At 74.7% G+C, this 17,486-nt stretch carries 13 protein-coding genes and 1 pseudogene; 9 read left to right on the forward strand and 5 right to left on the reverse strand.

Translation table 11 applies throughout. The annotated features are described in order from the left end of the window. Nucleotides 1-3: 3 nt before the first annotated feature. Genes OG937_30075 through OG937_30085 form a run of 3 tightly spaced genes read left to right on the forward strand, consistent with a single transcriptional unit; the run spans nt 4 to nt 3,634 of the window. The gene (locus OG937_30075; protein ID WUD75636.1) at nt 4-1,143 is read left to right on the forward strand and encodes a hypothetical protein; all 1,140 of its coding nucleotides are present in this window, start codon (nt 4-6) and stop codon (nt 1,141-1,143) included. Nucleotides 1,144-1,149: 6 nt separating this feature from the next. Next, on the forward strand, nt 1,150-2,412 hold the full coding sequence (locus OG937_30080) for a hypothetical protein (protein WUD75637.1): 1,263 nt from the start codon (nt 1,150-1,152) through the stop codon (nt 2,410-2,412). Further along, nucleotides 2,405-3,634: a patatin-like phospholipase family protein gene (locus OG937_30085; protein WUD75638.1), complete on the forward strand. Its 1,230-nt coding sequence runs from the start codon at nt 2,405-2,407 to the stop codon at nt 3,632-3,634. Before OG937_30080 ends, OG937_30085 begins: the two co-directional genes overlap by 8 nt. A gap of 43 nt (nt 3,635-3,677) precedes the next feature. On the opposite strand, the gene OG937_30090 is transcribed toward OG937_30085, so the two are convergent. The 4 genes from OG937_30090 to OG937_30105 all read right to left on the reverse strand — a co-directional run bounded on the left by OG937_30090 (nt 3,678) and on the right by OG937_30105 (nt 8,570). Beyond that, nucleotides 3,678-4,883: an acyltransferase gene (locus OG937_30090; protein ID WUD75639.1), complete on the reverse strand. Its 1,206-nt coding sequence runs from the start codon at nt 4,881-4,883 to the stop codon at nt 3,678-3,680. A 29-nt stretch (nt 4,884-4,912) separates the two neighbouring features. After that, nucleotides 4,913-7,030, reverse strand: a complete 2,118-nt coding sequence (locus OG937_30095) for a bifunctional polysaccharide deacetylase/glycosyltransferase family 2 protein (protein WUD75640.1) — start codon at nt 7,028-7,030, stop codon at nt 4,913-4,915. Next, a complete protein-coding gene (locus tag OG937_30100) occupies nt 7,027-7,680 on the reverse strand; it encodes a hypothetical protein (protein WUD75641.1) in 654 nt (217 codons plus the stop codon). The genes OG937_30095 and OG937_30100 overlap by 4 nt, the downstream gene beginning before the upstream one ends. 113 nt (nt 7,681-7,793) lie before the next feature. Next, a complete protein-coding gene (locus OG937_30105) occupies nt 7,794-8,570 on the reverse strand; it encodes an SDR family oxidoreductase (GenBank protein ID WUD75642.1) in 777 nt (258 codons plus the stop codon). A gap of 34 nt (nt 8,571-8,604) precedes the next feature. On the opposite strand from OG937_30105, the gene OG937_30110 reads away from it, so the two are divergent. Beyond that, the gene (locus OG937_30110; protein WUD75643.1) at nt 8,605-8,919 is read left to right on the forward strand and encodes a 4a-hydroxytetrahydrobiopterin dehydratase; all 315 of its coding nucleotides are present in this window, start codon (nt 8,605-8,607) and stop codon (nt 8,917-8,919) included. A 694-nt stretch (nt 8,920-9,613) separates the two neighbouring features. Continuing rightward, nucleotides 9,614-11,257 carry an alkaline phosphatase D family protein gene (locus OG937_30115; GenBank protein WUD75644.1) on the forward strand — a complete coding sequence of 548 codons (1,644 nt, stop codon included), beginning with the start codon at nt 9,614-9,616 and terminating at the stop codon, nt 11,255-11,257. A gap of 5 nt (nt 11,258-11,262) precedes the next feature. On the opposite strand, the gene OG937_30120 is transcribed toward OG937_30115, so the two are convergent. Further along, complete coding sequence (locus OG937_30120; protein ID WUD75645.1) at nt 11,263-12,273, reverse strand: Gfo/Idh/MocA family oxidoreductase; 1,011 nt, start codon at nt 12,271-12,273, stop codon at nt 11,263-11,265. Nucleotides 12,274-12,456: 183 nt separating this feature from the next. Here OG937_30120 and OG937_30125 point away from each other — a divergent pair, with 183 nt between their 5' ends. The 4 genes and pseudogenes from OG937_30125 to OG937_30140 all read left to right on the forward strand — a co-directional run bounded on the left by OG937_30125 (nt 12,457) and on the right by OG937_30140 (nt 17,339). Continuing rightward, nucleotides 12,457-13,647 carry a multidrug effflux MFS transporter gene (locus OG937_30125; GenBank protein ID WUD78934.1) on the forward strand — a complete coding sequence of 397 codons (1,191 nt, stop codon included), beginning with the start codon at nt 12,457-12,459 and terminating at the stop codon, nt 13,645-13,647. Nucleotides 13,648-13,685: 38 nt separating this feature from the next. Further along, nucleotides 13,686-13,883 (forward strand): hypothetical protein, encoded by a 198-nt coding sequence (locus OG937_30130; GenBank protein ID WUD75646.1) that lies wholly within the window; start codon nt 13,686-13,688, stop codon nt 13,881-13,883. Continuing rightward, a pseudogene (locus OG937_30135) lies at nt 13,849-14,931 on the forward strand (beta-lactamase family protein). Before OG937_30130 ends, OG937_30135 begins: the two are co-directional and overlap by 35 nt. Nucleotides 14,932-15,191: 260 nt before the next feature. After that, nucleotides 15,192-17,339, forward strand: coding sequence for a SpoIIE family protein phosphatase (locus OG937_30140; protein ID WUD75647.1), 2,148 nt, complete (start codon nt 15,192-15,194; stop codon nt 17,337-17,339). Nucleotides 17,340-17,486 lie beyond the last annotated feature (147 nt).

Genomic DNA, 17,486 nt, shown 5'->3' on the forward strand with positions numbered 1-17,486 from the left:
CAGATGAGCGGTGCGGACCACAGGGAAGAACGCGCCGAGGACGAGGGGGAGAACATGTTCGGTTGGTTCCGGAAGGCGGAGCCAGCGCCCGGCGGCGACCGCGACGGCGACGACGGCCACGACGGTGGCGGTGACGGCGGCGGTGACGGCACGGCGGAGCGCGAGCCGCGGGCGCCGCGGCGTGAGGCGGAGCGGCGTACGCCGCCTCGGACGGGGGCGGCGACGGGGGCAGGCTCCGGGGCGGCACCCGGCAGGGCCCCCGCGACGGTGACCGTGCCGCGCGCCGAGTGGGAGCGGCTGTCCGCGGCGCTGGACCGGATCGCCGAACTGGACAAGCTGGAGGGCCGGCTGACCGCGCTGGAGCAGGACGCCGCACGCCGCGAGGCCCGGCTCGGGGCCCGCATCGGCGCCCTGACCGGGCTCCCCGGCCGGGCCGAGCGCGCCGAGGCCGCGCTGGAGGAGCTGGCCGTGCGCGCGGAGGCGGGACTGAGCCGGATCGACGGGCTGTCGCGCCTGCACGACGCGCTCTCCGTACGCCTGGGCGCGACCGAGGCGGCGGCGGAGGCCGCGGCCCGCAGGCTCGCGGAGCACGACGAGGTGCTGGACCTCATGCGGGCCGGCCAGGTCAGCGAGCGCACCGACCTGACCGACGAACGGGCCCTGAGCCACTACGCGTTCGCCGACCGGCTCAAGGCGCTGTTCACCCAGCGCCTCCCCGAGGTGATCGGCCCGCGCACCGCCACCGACGGCGGCGACGACGTGGTGCTGCGGGAGGCCGAACTGGTACGGCAGATGTGCGGCGCGCTCTTCGGCACCGGCACCGGCGAGCCGGACCTGGCGGAGCTGAACCGGATCGTCACCGACGGCGGCCGGATCGAGCCGGACCGGCGCGGCCGCAGGCTGCTGGACCGGGTCGGCCAGGAGGCCGCCGACCTGCTGCAGTCGATGGCCGCCAGCGGCCACCCCACGGAGTTCGTCTTCGACCTGCCCGCCGGCACCGTCGCCGACCCCGACCGGCACATCCTGTGGCCGACCTGTGAGCCGGGGCGGCCCGTGGCGTTCGTGGTGTGCCCCGCCTACCGCGCGGCGGGACTGCGCGTCCTGGAACCCACGGTGTTCGCCCTGCGCGGCGGGAAGGACTGACCCGCCGTGCGCGACGTCGACCTGCGGGAACTGCGCAGGCGCATCCCGATCGCGGGCAACCGGGCGCTGGCCGAGATCGTGGACGGCCTGGAGACGGCGGAGAACCTGACCGCCGCCCGGGTGGAGCACGGCTTCTTCAGCCGGGTCATCCTGGGGTGGAACCGCAAGGACCGGCAGCGCGCCCTGGAGTCCCAGGCCGCGCTCGCCCTCACCCAGCGCCGGATGGTGGCCTGGGCCCAGGAGACCGCCCGGCACCTCGCGTTCACCGACCTCACGGTGGGCCTGCTCGCCATGGAGGTCGAGCAGCTCCAGGACAGCGTGCTGGAACTGCACGAGGCGAACCGCCAGGCGTTCCGGGAGATCCGCGAACTCGCCGCCGTCCTGGCCGAGTTCATCGACGTCGTGGACCGCCGGTTCGCCGAGATCGACGAACGCCTCGACGGGCACGAGCGGATCCTGGACACCCACGCCCGCGCCCTGCTGGAACTGGACCGGCGGGTGCTCGCCACCGAGCTGTGGCAGTCGGCCTGGGCCGACGGCGACACGGCGGTACGGCGCTGGCGCCACCAGGGCGCGTACGCCGGACTGCCCTGGCCGTGCCAGGTGCTGCTGCTGGCCCGGGAGTGCGCGACCGGACGGCAGGGGCTGCACGAGTTCGTCACGGGCGACGAGGGGTGGCGGGAGCGCCTGGCCGACGACGTCCTCGCCGACCCGCGCGCGGCCGCGGCGGCGCAGGCCTACTGGCCTGCCAGGCCGGTGGCGGAACCCGGGCCGGGGACGCCTCCGGCACCCTCCTACCGCGCGGTCGAGGAGGCCGGAGGCCGTCCGCCGGGTCCGCGTCCGGCGTCCGGCGGCCGCACCCCGGCGGCCGATCCGCTCCCCGTGCCGCACCGCAGGCCGGTGCGGTCCCTGCTGGAGCGGATCCTTGCCGACATGCCGGACCCCGACGAGCGGCGGATGGTCGCGGAGGTCGCGGGCATCGGCCTGTCCGCGCGGCTGCGCCCGCCGCACCGCCCGATCGGCTACGCCGTCGCCCGCGCGCTGGACCTGTCCACCCGGCCGCCCGCGCGCCGTCCGGACGACCCGGCCCGCGTGGCCGTCGAGGACGCCCGCCGCGACTGCGGCCACGTACCCGCGGTGACCCACGAGGAGTTCGTCCGCGGCGTCATCCACGAGCAGGCCGACGCCGCCCGCCAGGCGCGCGCCGCGCTGCGCACCGAGACCGAGAAGCGACGGGGGACGGGGGAAGGGGGAGGGCCCGATGCCTGAGCACCAGGGGGAGGTCCGGGGGGTGGGGGGCGTGGGGCCCGCCGGACCCGGTCCGGGCATCGGGCCCGACGACGGGGGCGGTCCCGTGCCGGACCGCTTCGGGGACCTGCGGCGGCGTGCCGCGGGCATCGGTTCCGGGCCGCTGCCGGAGTACGGCGCGGCGGCAGGCCCGGGCACGGGGGCGGTACCGGCCCCGGACCGGTGGGAGACCGCACAGGGGACGGCCTCGCACCGGTTCGGGCTGGTACTGGCGGGGGGCGCCGCCAAGGGCGCCTACCAGGTGGGCGCGGTCGAGTGCCTGGCCCACCACGGCGCGCGGATCACCGCCATCGCCGGGACCAGCATCGGGGCCCTCAACGGGGTCGCGCTGGCCGGCGCGCCGAACCTGCGGGAGGGGGCGGCGCGCCTGGCGGAGCTGTGGCGCGACTTCACCTCCCGCATGGGCGACGCCCCGTTCGGCACCCGTGCCGTCGCGGACGGGGCCGTCTCCGAGTCCCTGCTGCAGAGGTTCGGCAACCTCGCGCCCCGGGTCGTCCGCCTCCTCGGCGCGCACGGCGACCTGGAGCGGCTCGCCGACCGAGCGATCGACGCGGCCGCGCTGCGACGCCCCGCGGCCGTCACCATGCGGGTCGCGGCGTACCCCGTCCTGGCCCCGCACCCGCTGCCGCACCTGCGGGCCGGCCAGATGGCGGCCGAATGGCTGGCCGGACTCCTCGGCAGCCGCTCGCGGATCCTCCACCTCAACGGCCTGGAGCACGCGGAGATCAAGGAGGCCGTGCTGGGCAGCGCCGCGCTGCCGTTCCTGTTCGCGCCGCGCCAGGTCGCGGGGGAGTACTACCGCGACGGCATGCTCGGCCGGGACAACACGCCCATCCGCGCGCTGGCCGACCTCGACCACTGCGACATCGTCATCGTCGTCCAGCTCGCCCCGGGCGAGACCGTGCGGCAGATCGAGCACCCCGGGCTGACCCTGCTGCGCGTCCGCCCGTCCCGCCCGCTCACCCCCGAGGGCACCCTGGGCACACCCAGCGGACTGCTGGACTTCTCGCCAGCCGCCTTCGAGCGGCTGCGGTCCCGCGGCTACGAGGACACCGAGCGCCTGCTCGCCAGGACCGCCGGCCTGCTCGGCGCGGCGCACGAGGTGCGCGTGGCCGAGGAGTTCATGGCCGACGCGGTCCAGCGCGTCATCGACAAGGGCCGCCGGCTGCGCGGCGGTCCGTGAGGCGGCCGGTATCGGCGGGGCGTCGTCGCCGGGCCGCGGTGACTCAGCGGGCCCCGGCGGCGCGGCCGCGGGCCCGCCGGCCGCGCTTGCGCCCGCCCGTCGGCCACAGGCGCGGCCGGCGCCGTGAGGCGACGTCCTCGGTCCAGCCGACCAGCAGGACGGCGGCGCCGATGAGCGGCCAGACGACGAGGAACTGGAACCAGGTCGCGTCGAGAGGGAGATGGGCCTCGAAGAAGGGCACGTCCCACATCAGGTCGATCAGCGGGACGCTGGCGAAGAGCGCGACCTCGTGCCACAGGTAGACGGTGACGGCGCGGGCGTTGAGCAGTCCGACGGCGCCGTCGGCGACGGGCAGGCGGCCCATCCGGCGCGGGCGGAAGCGCAGCAGCAGGAGGACGAAACCGGCAGACCACAGTGCCTGGGCCAGGGGGATCTCACCGAGGTCGATGCCCTCGTCGGTGGGGTGGGTGTACGCGAACCAGCCGCCCGCGGCGAGGCAGAGCGCGGCCGAGGCGACCACGGTGCGGGCCCGCAGGGCGTCCAGCAGGCCGTCGCGGTGCGCGAATCCGAGCAGCCAGCAGGCGGCGAAGGTGACGAGGTCGACCACCGGCGTGAGGGCCGGCTCGGCGAGCGGCAGCCGGTCGTACTGGGCGAGGACGACCAGTGCGCCGCAGGCGGCCAGGCACGAGCGCGGCGCGGCCCGGAAGGCCTTGAGCAGCCACGGGGAGAGCAGGACGAGCCACAGGTAGGTGCGGATGTACCAGAGCGGGGCGATGATCTGCTCGGCCCAGGCGGTGCCGGGCGGGTCCGCCAGCGGCAGGATCCACAGCAGCATCCGGTGCCAGGAGTGCGGCCGCCAGCCGTGGAGCAGCATCAGGACGGTCACGGCGGCGGCGAACAGCCAGAAGGGCACCAGCAGCCGCCGCAGCCGGCCGCGCACCACGGACAGCGCGGGCCGCTGCAGCGAGTGCGCGGCCAGCGACCCGGCCAGGGCGAACATGATGCCGATGGACGGGAGGAGCAGGGTCAGCCAGGCCCAGCCGAAGGTGTGGTAGACGACCACCCGTACCAGGGCGAGGGCGCGCAGCAGGTCGAGGTAGCGGTCCCGGCCGCCGCCCCCGCCCCCGGTGGACGGGGCGGGGGCGGGGGCGGCGGGGGTGGAGCTGCGCGGCCCCGGTATGGGCGTCCCTGCGCCGTCCGCGGGCCGGGGCGGAGCCGCCGGGGCTCCCGCCTCACGTGCTTCGGACATGGGGCAACTCCTCGGGAGAATACGGGTGTTCAGACGCGGCCGGCGGTGCCGCTGCCGACGGTCGGCGCACCGACCTCGCCGGTGCGCCGCAGTTTGTGCCAGCCCAGCCGGCTGCCGTTGACGGCCGTCACGCAGGACTGCAGCAGCACCAGGTACATCAACTGCCGGTACAGCACCTGCTGGAGGGGCAGCGGCCACAGGTCCCGCAGCGGTTCGCCGTCCAGCCGGAAGGCGTACGCCGCGCACGCGGCCTGCACAGCGAGCACGCCCGCCCACGCGAGCGCGGTGCGAAACGGGTCCATGAAGACCAGCCCGTAGATCGCGAACACGTCGATGAGCGGGGCCAGCAGCGGCGCGAGCACCTGGAAGAGGACGACGAGCGGCAGCCCGACCCGGCCGAAGCGGCCGGAGTGCCCGCGGTCCAGCACGGCGCCGCGGTGCTTCCACATCGCCTGCATGGTGCCGTAGCTCCAGCGGTAGCGCTGCTTCCACAACTGCCGGACCGAGGAGGGCGCCTCGGTCCAGGCGCGGGCGCGCTCGGCGTACACCACGTGCCAGCCGGCCCGGTGCAGCGCCATCGTGACGTCCGTGTCCTCGGCGAGGGTCTCGTCGCTCATGCCGCCGACGTCGCGGAGCGCGTCCCGCCGGAAGGCGCCGCACGCGCCGGGGATGGTGGGCATGCAGCGCAACAGGTCGTACATGCGCCGGTCGAGGTTGAAGCCCATCACGTACTCGATGTGCTGCCAGCGCCCGATCATCCGGGTGCGGTTGCCGACCTTGGCGTTGCCCGCGACCGCGCCGACCCGCGGGTCGCCGAAGGGCTGCACCAGTTCGCGGACGGTGGCCGGCTCGAAGACCGTGTCGCCGTCCATCATCACGATCAGGTCGTGCCGGGCGTGCGCCACACCGTTGTTGAGCGCCGCGGGCTTGCCGCTGTTGGGCTGCCGCACGAGGGTGACGCCGGGCAGGTCCAGGGCCTCGACGATGTCGGCGGTGCCGTCGGTCGAGCCGTCGTCCACGACCACGATCTCCACGGGATGGTCGCTCGTGGCGAGGGAGTTCACCGTGTGGGTGATGCACTCCTTCTCGTTGTACGCGGGGACGATGACGCTCACCGGTTCGGTGACCGCCGGCCCCCAGCCGAAGTCGGGCGCCCGGCGCTGCCGCGCGTGCCGGCGCGCCAGCACCAGCATCGCGGCGAACCGGGCCAGCACCAGCAGGCCCACCCCGGCGAGGAGGACGGCGAGCGCCGGGACCGCGGCCTCGGAGACCTCCACCGCGGCGACGAAGACCCGTCCCTTCCACAGCTCCGAGCCGGTGACCTTGTCGTTGGTGGACGTGGCGCCGACCGCCTCGCCCACCGTGGCGAAGCGGTAGCCGCGCTCCTTGAGCAGCGGGATCAGCCGGTCCAGCGCCGCCACGGTCTGCGAGCGGTCGCCGCCGGCGTCGTGCATGAGCACGATCGCGCCCTCGCCCGGCTTCGCCGGCACGGAGGCGTCGACGATCGCCTGCACGCCGGGCCGTCGCCAGTCCTCGGCGTCGCGGTCGATGAAGGCGGCCACGTAGCCCTGCTTGCCGACCCGCTGGACGACCGGCCAGGACAGGTCGTCCAGCGCGTCGGCGGTCGAGGAGTACGGCGGGCGGAAGAGGGAGGCGTGGATGCCGGCGGCCCCCGCGAGCGCCAGCTGGGTCTGGGACAGCTCCCGGTCGATCCGCCCCGGCGACTGGTACACCAGGTCGGGGTGGGAGAAGGTGTGCACGCCGATCTCGTGGCCCTCGGCGACCATCCGCCGGATGAGCGCGGGGTGCCGGGCGGCCATGCCGCCGGTCACGAAGAAGGTGGCGCGCACGTGTTGCCGCTCGAGCACGTCCAGCACCTCCGGCGTCCAGACCGGATCGGGTCCGTCGTCGAAGGTGAGGGCGATGGTGCGGTCCGGGGTGCGGTACGAGCGGGGCCTGTCACCGGTGGTGTCGACGACCGGGCCGCCCTCCAGCACCGCCTCCGGCACCTTGTCCGCCGAGACCGGCGGGTGGACCCGGTGGTCGGCCTCGAAGTCGCCGCGTACGTAGCCGCCGAGCAGCAGGACGCACACGAGCACCACGAGGGCGAGCAGGGGTATGACGAGGCGGGGGCGCAGGGCGGTCACTGGCCGCCCTGCGGCTGCTGGTCGACGGGGCCGTCGGAGGCGCCCGGGGCGGGGGAGGTGGAACCGCTGGGCTGCCCCGACGGGGAGCCGGACGGCGCCGGTTCGGACGCCGTCGCTCCGGTGGTCGGGGTCGCTCCGGTGGTCGGGCTGCCCGCGGTCGCCCGCGGGGTGGCGGGGGCGCCGCCGCCCTTGGCCGGGCGCTTGGTCGGGGAGGCGCTGGGGCTGGGGGAGGACGGGGAGCCGGCCGTCCCGGACGGGGACGGCGCGGCCGCCGCCCCCGCCCGGAGGAAGCCCGCCGTCACCGGGGGTGCTGCGGCCTGGTCGGCCGGTACGTCGAGTTCTCCCGTCCCCGAGGAGCCCGCGTCGTCCGGCGCTGTGCTCGGCACCCCCGGCAGCGGCAGCAGCGTCTTCGGCGCGATCGGCGTCGCGCCGGAGAGGCTGAGTGCCAGCGCCGCCGTGTAGACGGAGCATGCCGCGCCGACCAGCCAGCCGGCCCTGCGTACTGCACGGGCCCGTCTCCCGCTGGAATCGACGAACACGGGGCCGGGCAGCGCTATCAGCTCGGTCTCCGGCTCGAGGGGCCCGGCCTCGGACCCGACATCGTCTGCGGGCGTTTCTGACCATACGTCGCGGTGGTGCTTGGAGAGCATGCCGCAACGTAACGCGACGCAAGCAGTCCTATGGGACGTATTTCGGACTTGACCATTTCCGTGGGTGAAGTGGTCGAATTCGGCCGCGGGTGGCTGTGGCCCCCGCTGCGGCGTCAGCCGCGGCCGATGTACGGCATCGTCGTCGCCATCACCGTCGCGAACTGCACGTTCGACTCCAGCGGCAGCGCGGCCATGTGCGCGACGGTGCGGGCCACGTCGGCGACGTCCATCCGGGGCTCGGTCATCAACCGCCCGTCCGCCTGCAGGGTCCCGGCCGCCATCCGCTCCGTCATCTCCGTGGCCGCGTTGCCGATGTCGATCTGGCCGCAGGCGACCCGGTACGGACGGCCGTCCAGCGACAGGGACTTCGTCAGCCCGGTGACGGCGTGCTTGGTCGCCGTGTACGCCACGCTCAGCGGCCGCGGCGCGTGCGCGGAGATCGACCCGTTGTTGATGATCCGGCCGCCCTGCGGCCGCTGCGCGCGCATCGTCCGGAAGGCGGCCTGCGCGCACAGGAACGCGCCGGTGAGGTTGACGTCGACGACGGCACGCCACTGCTCGTACGTCAGCTCGTCCACCGGCACGGCGGGCGCCCCCATGCCCGCGTTGTTGAACAGCAGGTCGACCCGGCCGAAGCGGGCGCCCACGGCGGCGAACAGCGCGTCCACCGCCTCCGGGCGGGTGACGTCCGTCGGGATGACCGCCACCGCCGCGTCCGGTAGCCCGTCGGCGGTCCCGCGCAGCGCCTCCTCGCGCCGGCCGGCCAGGGCCACGGCCCAGCCCGAGGCCGCCAGTTCGCGTGCCACCGCCCGTCCGATGCCCGACCCGGCCCCGGTGACCACCGCGACCCGGTGCGCGGCGCCCGTTCCATTTCCCGCGATCTCAGTCATGGCTCCGCAGGGTATGCGGTGCCACGATGAAACCATGTCACCCTACGCCGAGCCCCTGTCGCACAAGGAGATCGAGGACCGCCTCGCCGAGCTGCCCGGCTGGTCCCTCTCCGAGGACGGCGCGAGCCTGCTGCGCACGTACCGGCTGCCGCACATCCCGGCGGCGGTCTTCGTGATGCACATCGCGCAGATCCAGGACGAGCTGAACCACCACAGCGACCTGACGCTGGGTTACCAGTCGGTCGCCGTCTCCATCACCACGCACGCGGCGGGCGGCCGGCTCACGGAACGGGACTTCGGTCTGGCGCAACGCGTCGAGGCCATCGCCCCGGCCCACGGGGCCGCGTAGCGGCGGGTTCGTGTGTGGGGGTGCGGGTGCGGGCGCCTCGCGGGGTGCGTGCCGGTGGGTGGTGTCTCCCCGCCCGCACACCCCTTCCCGGCGCGAGGTGGGGCGGTCGCGGTGCGCGGGCTCGGGTCCGGGTGCGGCGGGGAGGCCGTAACCTCCCGGCGCTCGTGTCCTGCCCGCGGTGACCCTCTGGGTGACGGGCCGTCACACCGACGGCGGGGGTGGGGGTGCGGCTGCGGGCGCCTCGCGGGGTGCGTGCGGGTGGGTGGTGTCTCCCCGCCCGCCCACCCCTTCCCGGCGCGAGCTGGGACCGTCGCGGTGCGCGGGCTCGGGTCCGGGTGCGGCGGGGAGGCCGTAACCTCCCGGCGCTCGCGCCCTGCCCGCGGCGCCCCCACTGCGTGACGGGCCGTCACGCGGACGGCAGGGGTGGGTGACCTGTGGCGCCCTGTGTCCCCGGTCGGGGTGATCTTGCGGTGCCGCCGGGGCAGGGGTCGCCCCGGCTCGCGTGGTGCGCGCGGGTTCCCGGACGGGGGGCTTCGCGTCGCGGGGGTGAGATGTCCCGGTTAGGGTGGCCGTTCCGGGTCGCGGAGCTGACGCGGCGTCAACAACGAGGCAGGGGCACCGCGGGCCGAACGGGGGGTTCCGGCAGCCCGTGTGCGCGACCGGAGCCACGCAACCCACCGCCAGGGAGGGACACGTGACGCACCCGCGGGCCCGCGGCCGCCATGACCGCACGCTGCGCGCCGCGGCGGCGCTGCTCGACCGCCGCCGCTTCCTGACCGTCACGGGGGCCGCCGTGGCCCTCGCGTTCAGCACGAACCTGCCCGTCGCCGGTGCCGCCCAGGCGGCCGAGGCGCCGCCCGGGGCACTGGCCGAGGACCCGTTCACGCTGGGTGTCGCGTCGGGCGACCCCACGCCCTGGGGCGTGGTGCTGTGGACCCGGCTCGCGCCGCGCCCGTACGAGCCGGCGCCGGGGGACGGACTGCCCGAGGCCCGCGTGCCCGTCCGGTGGGAGATCGCGCGGGACGACCGGTTCGTGCGGGTCGTCCGCCGCGGTACCGCGCTGGCGCACCCGGAGTTCGGCCACACCGTGCACGTCGACGTCCAGGGCCTCCAGCCGGACCGGGTGTACTACTACCGCTTCCGCGCGGGCCCCTGGATCAGCCCCCCTGGCCGTACCCGCACCGCCCCCGCGCCGGGCGCCCTCCCGTACGAGATGCGGCTGGCCGCGGTGAGCTGCCAGGCGTACCACGACGGGTACTTCACCGCGCTCGGTCACCTCGCGAACGAGGACGTCGACGCCGTCTTCCACTTGGGCGACTACCTCTACGAGTACGCCGTCAGCGCCACCGGCGGCGCCCGCGCCCTCACCGACCGCACCCTGCCGGAGTGGTTCGCCAAGGAGACGGTGACGCTGGAGGACTACCGCCTGCGGTACGCCCTCTACAAGTCCGACCCCGACCTGCAGGCCGCGCACGCCGCCTTCCCCTGGTTCGTGACCTGGGACGACCACGAGACCGAGAACAACTACGCGGGCGGCAGCGGCGAGAACGACGGCCCCGCCGACGCGTTCCTGGTCCGCCGCGCCGCCGCCTACCGGGCCTACTGGGAGAACCAGCCGCTGCGCCTCCCGCAGTTCCCCTGGGGCCCGGACATGACGCTCTACCGCCGCTTCCACTACGGACGGCTCGCGCAGTTCGACATCCTCGACACCCGCCAGTACCGCACCGACCAGGCGTACCGGGGCCGCTGGCACGACCCCGGGCCGGAGTCGCAGGACCCGGCGCGCACGATGACCGGGGCGACCCAGGAGCGCTGGCTGCTGGACGGCTTCGCCCGCTCGCACGCCATCTGGAACGTGATCCCGCAGCAGGTGGTTTTCTCCCGACGGAAGAACGCCGCCGCCGCCTCCCCGCTCAGCATGGACGCCTGGGACGGCTACCCGGCCTCCCGGGACCGCGTGCTGGCCGGGGCGGGCGCCGCCGGCATCGAGAACCTGCTGGTGCTCACCGGCGACGTGCACGTCCACTACGCGATGGACATCAAGGCCGACTGGGACGACCCCACCTCGCGCACCGTCGGCACGGAGCTGGTCACCAGCTCGATCAGCAGCGGCCGCAACGGGTCCCCGCGCCCGTCCAACTGGTCGTCGCTCCTGGTCGCCAACCCGCACCTGCGGTTCTACGACGGGCGCCGCGGCTACGTGACCGTGCGGCTGGACGCCGAGGAGGCGCGGGCCGACTTCAAGACCGTCGACTCCGTGACCACCCCGGGCGCCGACCTGACCACCGCCGCGTCCTTCGTGACCGAGGCCGGGGACCCCGGTCTGCGGGAGACCTGACGGGCTCAGTCCTCACCGGGGTAGCGGACGCCGATGCGGTCCCGGACCGTGTCGAGCGTCCGCATGACGGCGAGGCTGCCCTCCAGCGGGACGAGCGGGGACTCACGCTCGCCCGCGCGCAGGCAGCGCATGACCTCGGCCGCCTCGTGCTGCAGCCCGCGCAGTCCGTCGTCCGGGGCGCCGAACTCCTCCGGCTCGCGGCCCTCGCGGTGCAGCACGAAGCGGTCCGGGTGGAAGAAGCCGGGGGGAACCTCGATCCGTCCCGCGGAGCCGGTGACCACCGCGGTCTGGGCGGTGTCGGCGGTGAGGGAGCAGCTGAGCACCGCCATGGCGCCGTTGTCGTACCCGAGCAGCATGCCGGTGTTGTCGTCCACGCCGTGCTCGGTCAGGTGGGCCCAGGCCTGGACCTCGTCGGGCTCACCGAGCAGCAGGTGGGCGAAGGACACCGGGTAGACACCGAGGTCCAGCAGGGCGCCGCCGCCCAGGGCCGGGTCGAGCAGCCGGTGGCCGGGCTCGAAGGGGCCGGCGAGGCCGAAGTCCGCGTGCACGCTGCGGACCTCGCCGACCGCCCCGTCCGCGACCAGCTGGGTCAGCCGCCGCACCACGGGGTTGCAGTAGGTCCACATCGCCTCCATCAGGAAGAGCCCGCGAGCCTTGGCGAGGTCGGCCAGCTCGCGCGCCTCGACCGCGTTGACGGTGAACGGCTTCTCGCACAGCACCGACCGTCCGGCCCGCAGGCAGAGCCCGGCCGCGACGCGGTGCGCCGAGTGCGGGGTGGCGACGTACACCACGTCGATGCCGTCGTCGTCGGCGAGTTCGGTCCAGCTGCCGTACGCGCGCGGGATGCCGAAGCGGTCCGCGAAGGCGCACGCGGAGGCGAGGCTGCGCGAGCCGACCGCGACGATCTCCGCGTCGTCCTTCATCTCCCTCAGGTCCTCGGCGAAGGAAGCTGCGATGCCGCCGGTGGCCAGGATGCCCCAGCGCACTTTCCTACCGGAACCGACCGATTCCGTCATGAATCTGCCCCCACCTGGCCTCGACCACCTCGTGATTGCTGAGAGCATAGAGAACGATTCACACACCACGGAGAGAGACCCATGCCGGAAGCCGGCGCGACCCCGCCCGACCAGATATCCACACCGGGGCCGTCCACCCCGGTACGACGCGCCGGAGACATCCCAGGAGCTCGCACCAGCCTGATGGTGACGTTCCTGCTCGGCGCGCTCAGCGCGCTCCCCGCGCTCTCCATGGACATGTACCTGCCGGCCCTGCCGCAGGTCACCGAGGACCTGCGCAGTCCGGCGGTCACGGTGCAGCTCACGCTCACCGCGTGCCTGCTCGGCCTCGCCCTCGGTCAGATGGTCGTCGGCCCCATGAGCGACCGCTGGGGCCGCCGCCGCCCGCTGCTGGCCGGAATGGCGCTCTACGTCATCGCCACCGCCGTCTGCGCCTTCGCGCCCACCACGGAACTGCTGATCGGCTTCCGGCTGCTGCAGGGCCTCACCGGCGCGGCCGGCATCGTGATCGCCCGCGCGATCGTCCGCGACCTGTACGACGGTGTCGCGATGGCGCGCTTCTTCTCCACCCTGATGCTGATCTCCGGGGTCGCGCCGATCGTCGCGCCGCTCATCGGCGGGCAGGTGCTGCGTATCACCGACTGGCGCGGGGTCTTCGTCGTGCTGACCGTGGTGGGCGTGCTGCTCACCCTCGTGGTGTGGCGCTGCCTGCCCGAGACACTGCGCCCCGCGGACCGGCATGGCGGCGGGTTCGGCGCCACGCTGGGGGCGATGCGCGGGCTGCTGGCCGACCGCGCCTTCACCGGTTACATGCTCACCGGCGGCTTCACCTTCGCCGCGCTGTTCGCCTACGTCTCGGCGTCCTCGTTCGTCGTCCAGGAGATCTACGGGGCATCGCCGCAGACCTACAGCCTGCTCTTCGGCCTCAACTCCGTCGGCCTGGTGGCGCTGGGCCAGGTCAACGGCAAGATCCTGGTCGGGCGGGTCAGCATGGACAAGGTGACCGGGGTGGGGCTGGCGGTGATCACCGTGGCCGCGGCCGTGCTGCTGGCGCTGACCGCGGGGTGGCTCGGGCCGGTGGGGCTGGTGCCGGTGGCCGCGGGGCTCTTCGTGCTGATGGCGGCGATGAGCCTGGTCCTGCCCAACACCAACGCGCTCGCGCTGATGCGCACCCGGCACGCCGCAGGCTCGGCCTCCGCGCTGCTCGGCACGACCTCCTTCCTGGTGGGCGCCGTCGCCTCGCCGCTCGTCGGGATCGCGGGCGAGCACACGGCGGTGCCGATGGCCCTGGTGCAGCTGGGCAGCGTCCTGGCGGCCTGGGTCTGCTTCGCCGGGCTGTGCCGACCGTGGCGGCGTACTGTTGATGCACGGTGATACGTCCCGTCATTGCCGCGCCGAGTCAGGAGGCAGCGATGTCCGAGCCGATCGACGAGAGCAGGTGGGCCTGGAAGACCGCGGACAGTTGTCTGCACACCGGGTCCGAACACATGATCGATCCGGAGGACCTGGTCATGGCCTCCGGCCGTGAGCCGACGCCGGCCCTCATCGAGAAGGCCCGCAAGTTGCTGGAGGAGCATGGCCCCGCAGCTGTCGAGAGGTACCTCCCGTGAGGCGGAGCTGCGCGGCGACGAGCTGAGTCTGCTCGTCGAGGACATCACCCCATATCTGGAGCCCGTGCCCCCCTCCGTGCACCCCTGGTGCGCGGGGGCGGTGGTGCTCGCGGGCCGCGGCGGGACGGTCGCCCTCCACGAGGCAGTGGGCTGGGCGGTGCGGTACGCCTCCTACGACGAGGGCGCCGACCGCGGCGTGGAGCTGCCCCGCGAGCGATGGGTGGCGATGCGGCCGGACACGGTCTTCGACCTGGCCTCGCTGACCAAGCTCTTCACCGCCGTCGTCGCGGTGGGCCGGCTGGAACTCGGCCGGGAGGTCGCGGCGTACGTGCCCGAGTTCGCCGCCGCGGGCAAGCAGCGCATCACCGTGGGACAACTCCTCGACCACACCTCCGGACTCCGTCCCGAGCTGCCGTTCCACGACCACCCCGACGCCGAGGCCCGGGCGAAGCTGCTCTGGGAGGAGGCGCCGGTCGTCGCGCCCGGCACCGAACGGATCTACTCCGACCTCAACCTCATCGCACTGCAGCACGTCCTGGAGCGGACCACCGGCGAGGCCCTCGACGCCCTCGTGCGGGAGGACGTCACCGACCCGCTCGGGATGTACGACACCCGCTACAACCCGCCCGCCTCCTGGGCCCCGCGGATCGCCGCCACCGAGGACCAGCGCAGGCCCTGGGCCCGGCTGGACCGCGGAACGCTGCGCGGGACCGTCCACGACGAGAACGCCCACGTCATGGGGGGTGTGGCCGGCCACGCGGGGTTGTTCTCCACCGCCTGGGACCTCGCCCTGTTCTGCCGTGCGCTGCTGGACGGCGGCGGCCCCTACCCCGGCTTCGAGCTGGACCGGCCCTGGTTCATGGGTGCCCTCGCGGGGCGCGGGGCGGCGGGCCACACCGGGTTCACCGGCACCAGCCTGGTGATCGACCCCGCCACCGACGGCTTCCTGGTGCTGCTCGCCAACTCCGTGCACCCGTGCCGTACGTGGCGGGACGGGAGCGTGCCCCGGGCGGCCGTGGGCACGCGGTTCGCGAGGGCGCTCGGCGTGGCGTGAGCCGCGTGGTGTGAGCCGCGTGAACCCCGTGGGGCCGAAGGGACGCGCCGGGCGCGGCGGGGCGGCGGGGGCAGGCGCCCGAAAGGTGCCGCATGCGGTTCATCGGGTAGTTTGGCAGCTGACGTGGGGTGGCGATCCCGGGCGGCCGCCGCGTCGGCCGGCCGGCCCCCACGGCGGAACGGAGGCGCAGGAGTCGATGGTCCCCGAGGTCAGGACGCGACCGGCCCCGGCACCGGACGGGAGGCGGTGAGGGCATGCCGCCGGACCTCGCCGGTCTCGTCGCCGCGGACACCGGTCCGGCGCTGCTGGACTCCCCGCTGAGCCAGGTGGTGCGCGACACGGGCGCCTCCATGGGCCTGGTCTACCTGATGACCCCCGAGCAGGACATGCTGCGGCTGACGGTGGTCGTCGGCGTCTCGCGCAAGATCGACACGATCTGGGGGCGGGTGGCGCCCGGCGCCTCCAGCCCCATCGCCGACGCGGTCCGCGAACGACGCATGGTGCTGCTGTGCGGCCACGAGGACACCGCGCGGCTGTACCCCCGGCTCGCACTCGTCCTGCCGTACGACTTCCCGCTCGCCGCGGCCCCGATCACCAGCGGCTCCACCATCTGGGGCGCGCTGTGCCTGGTGTGGCCGGGCGGGCATCCTGGGCGGATCACCCGGCGGGCCCGGGAGGCGTACCGCGGGGCCTGCGACCGCATGGGCCGCCTCCTGCGCAGGGCCGCCGAGGACGGGGAGCCGGTGCAGCCCCCCGCCGAGCCGCGGGTGCTGCCCGCGCTGCGCACCCGCACCCACGGCCCGGACGAGGCCATGGCCGCCGCCGACCTCGCGGAACGGCTCCCCGAGGGCTCCTTCGCCCTGGACCTGGACGGCCGGATCACCTTCGTCACGGAGACCGCCGCCGCCCTGCTCGGCGCGGAGGTCCCCGACCTCCTGGGCACCGAGCCCTGGGAGCTGCTGCCCTGGCTGGACGACCCGGTCTTCGAGGACCGCTTCCGCAGCGCGATGATCAGCCGCCGTCCCGGCTCGGCCACGGCGCTGCGCCCACCGGACCGCTGGCTCACCTTCGAGCTCTACCCGGACGGCACCGGCGTGAGCGTCCGCGTCACGCCCGCCCCCACGCCCGAGGCCGCGGACACCCCCGCGGCGCAACTGCCCGCGGGCCCCACACCGGACCGGGCCATCGCCCTGTACCACCTGCTGCACATGTCGGCCACGCTCACCGAGGCCGTCGGCACGCAGGACGTCATCGACCTGGTCGTCGAACAGATGCTGTCCGTCTTCGGCGTGCAGGCCGTGGCCCTGCTGACCACCGAGGAGGGACGACTGCGGATCATCGGGCACCGGGGCTACCACGAGGACTTCATGGAGTCCGTCGACGCCCAACCGATGGACGTCGACAACCCGGCCGTGCGCGTCCTCAAGACCGGGGTCCCGAGCTTCTTCGCCAACGTCGACGAGTTCCTGCGGATCTACCCCGGCACGGTCGTCCGGGACCGCAAGGCCGCCTGGGCCTTCCTGCCCCTGATCACCTCGGGCCGGCCCGTCGGCACCATGGCCCTGGCCTACGACCGCCCGCACCCCTTCTCCTCCGGCGAGCGCAGCGTCCTCATCTCGATCGCCGGCCTGGTCGCGCAGGCCCTGGACCGGGCGCGCCTGTACGACGCCGAGCACAACCTCGCCATCAGCCTGCAGGCGCGGCTGCTGCCCCGCGCCCTGCCGGACGTCCCCGGCCTGGAGGTGGCCGCCCGCTACATGCCGGCCACCCGCGGCATCGACATCGGCGGCGACTTCTACGACGTGATCCGGCTCGACACGACCACGTGCGCCGTGGCGATCGGCGACGTCCAGGGTCACAACGTGAACGCCGCCGCGCTCATGGGGGAGGTCCGCACCGCCGTCCGCGCCACCGCGGGCGCCTCCCCGAGCGAGGTGCTGGCCCGCTCCAACCGGCTGCTCGTCGACCTCGACCCCGGCCTGCTCGCCAGCTGCCTCTACGCCCAGCTGGACCTGGAACGGCACACCGCCTGCGTGGCCACTGCCGGCCATCCGCCGCCGGTGCTGCGGCACCCGGACGGCACCACCGAGGTGCTGCCGCTGCCGCCCGGCCCGCTGCTGGGCGTCGACCCCGACGCCTGCTACCCGACGACGGAGATCGCGCTGCCGCCCGGCGCGGTGCTCGCGCTGTACACCGACGGCCTGGTGGAGACCCCGGGCGTCGACATCGACGTGTCCGCCGCCGACCTCGCGGCGCACCTCGCCCGGGCCGGCCCGGAGGCCTCGATGGACGCCCTGGCCGACAGCCTCCTCGGGCACGCCCAGCGGTCCGGCCCGCGCAACGACGACATCGCCCTGCTGCTCACCCACGTGACGGGACGGCCGGCCCGGCCCGCCGTGTGACGACCCCTCAGGGAGCCGTCCCGCCCCACGCCGGGCGGCTCTTGCGCGCCGCCTTCCTCGCGAAATGGTTCCGCGAACCGGGCGCCCCGGCTGCTAGCATGGAGGCATGATCGCGAACTCGTACCACCGGCAGATGATGGCCCCCGC

It is taken from the genome of Streptomyces sp. NBC_00510 (genome assembly GCA_036013505.1).
GTDB lineage: Bacteria > Actinomycetota > Actinomycetes > Streptomycetales > Streptomycetaceae > Actinacidiphila.

Bases quoted from the DNA above. Each gene is read 5' to 3' on its own strand.
- OG937_30075 (WUD75636.1), top strand. From the start codon at position 4: ATGAGCGGTGCGGACCACAGGGAAGAACGCGCCGAGGACGAGGGGGAG.
- OG937_30085 (WUD75638.1), top strand. From the start codon at position 2,405: ATGCCTGAGCACCAGGGGGAGGTCCGGGGGGTGGGGGGCGTGGGGCCC.
- OG937_30090 (WUD75639.1), bottom strand. From the start codon at position 4,883: ATGTCCGAAGCACGTGAGGCGGGAGCCCCGGCGGCTCCGCCCCGGCCC.
- OG937_30100 (WUD75641.1), bottom strand. From the start codon at position 7,680: ATGCTCTCCAAGCACCACCGCGACGTATGGTCAGAAACGCCCGCAGAC.
- OG937_30105 (WUD75642.1), bottom strand. From the start codon at position 8,570: ATGACTGAGATCGCGGGAAATGGAACGGGCGCCGCGCACCGGGTCGCG.
- OG937_30110 (WUD75643.1), top strand. From the start codon at position 8,605: ATGTCACCCTACGCCGAGCCCCTGTCGCACAAGGAGATCGAGGACCGC.
- OG937_30120 (WUD75645.1), bottom strand. From the start codon at position 12,273: ATGACGGAATCGGTCGGTTCCGGTAGGAAAGTGCGCTGGGGCATCCTG.
- OG937_30125 (WUD78934.1), top strand. From the start codon at position 12,457: ATGGTGACGTTCCTGCTCGGCGCGCTCAGCGCGCTCCCCGCGCTCTCC.
- OG937_30130 (WUD75646.1), top strand. From the start codon at position 13,686: ATGTCCGAGCCGATCGACGAGAGCAGGTGGGCCTGGAAGACCGCGGAC.
- OG937_30140 (WUD75647.1), top strand. From the start codon at position 15,192: ATGCCGCCGGACCTCGCCGGTCTCGTCGCCGCGGACACCGGTCCGGCG.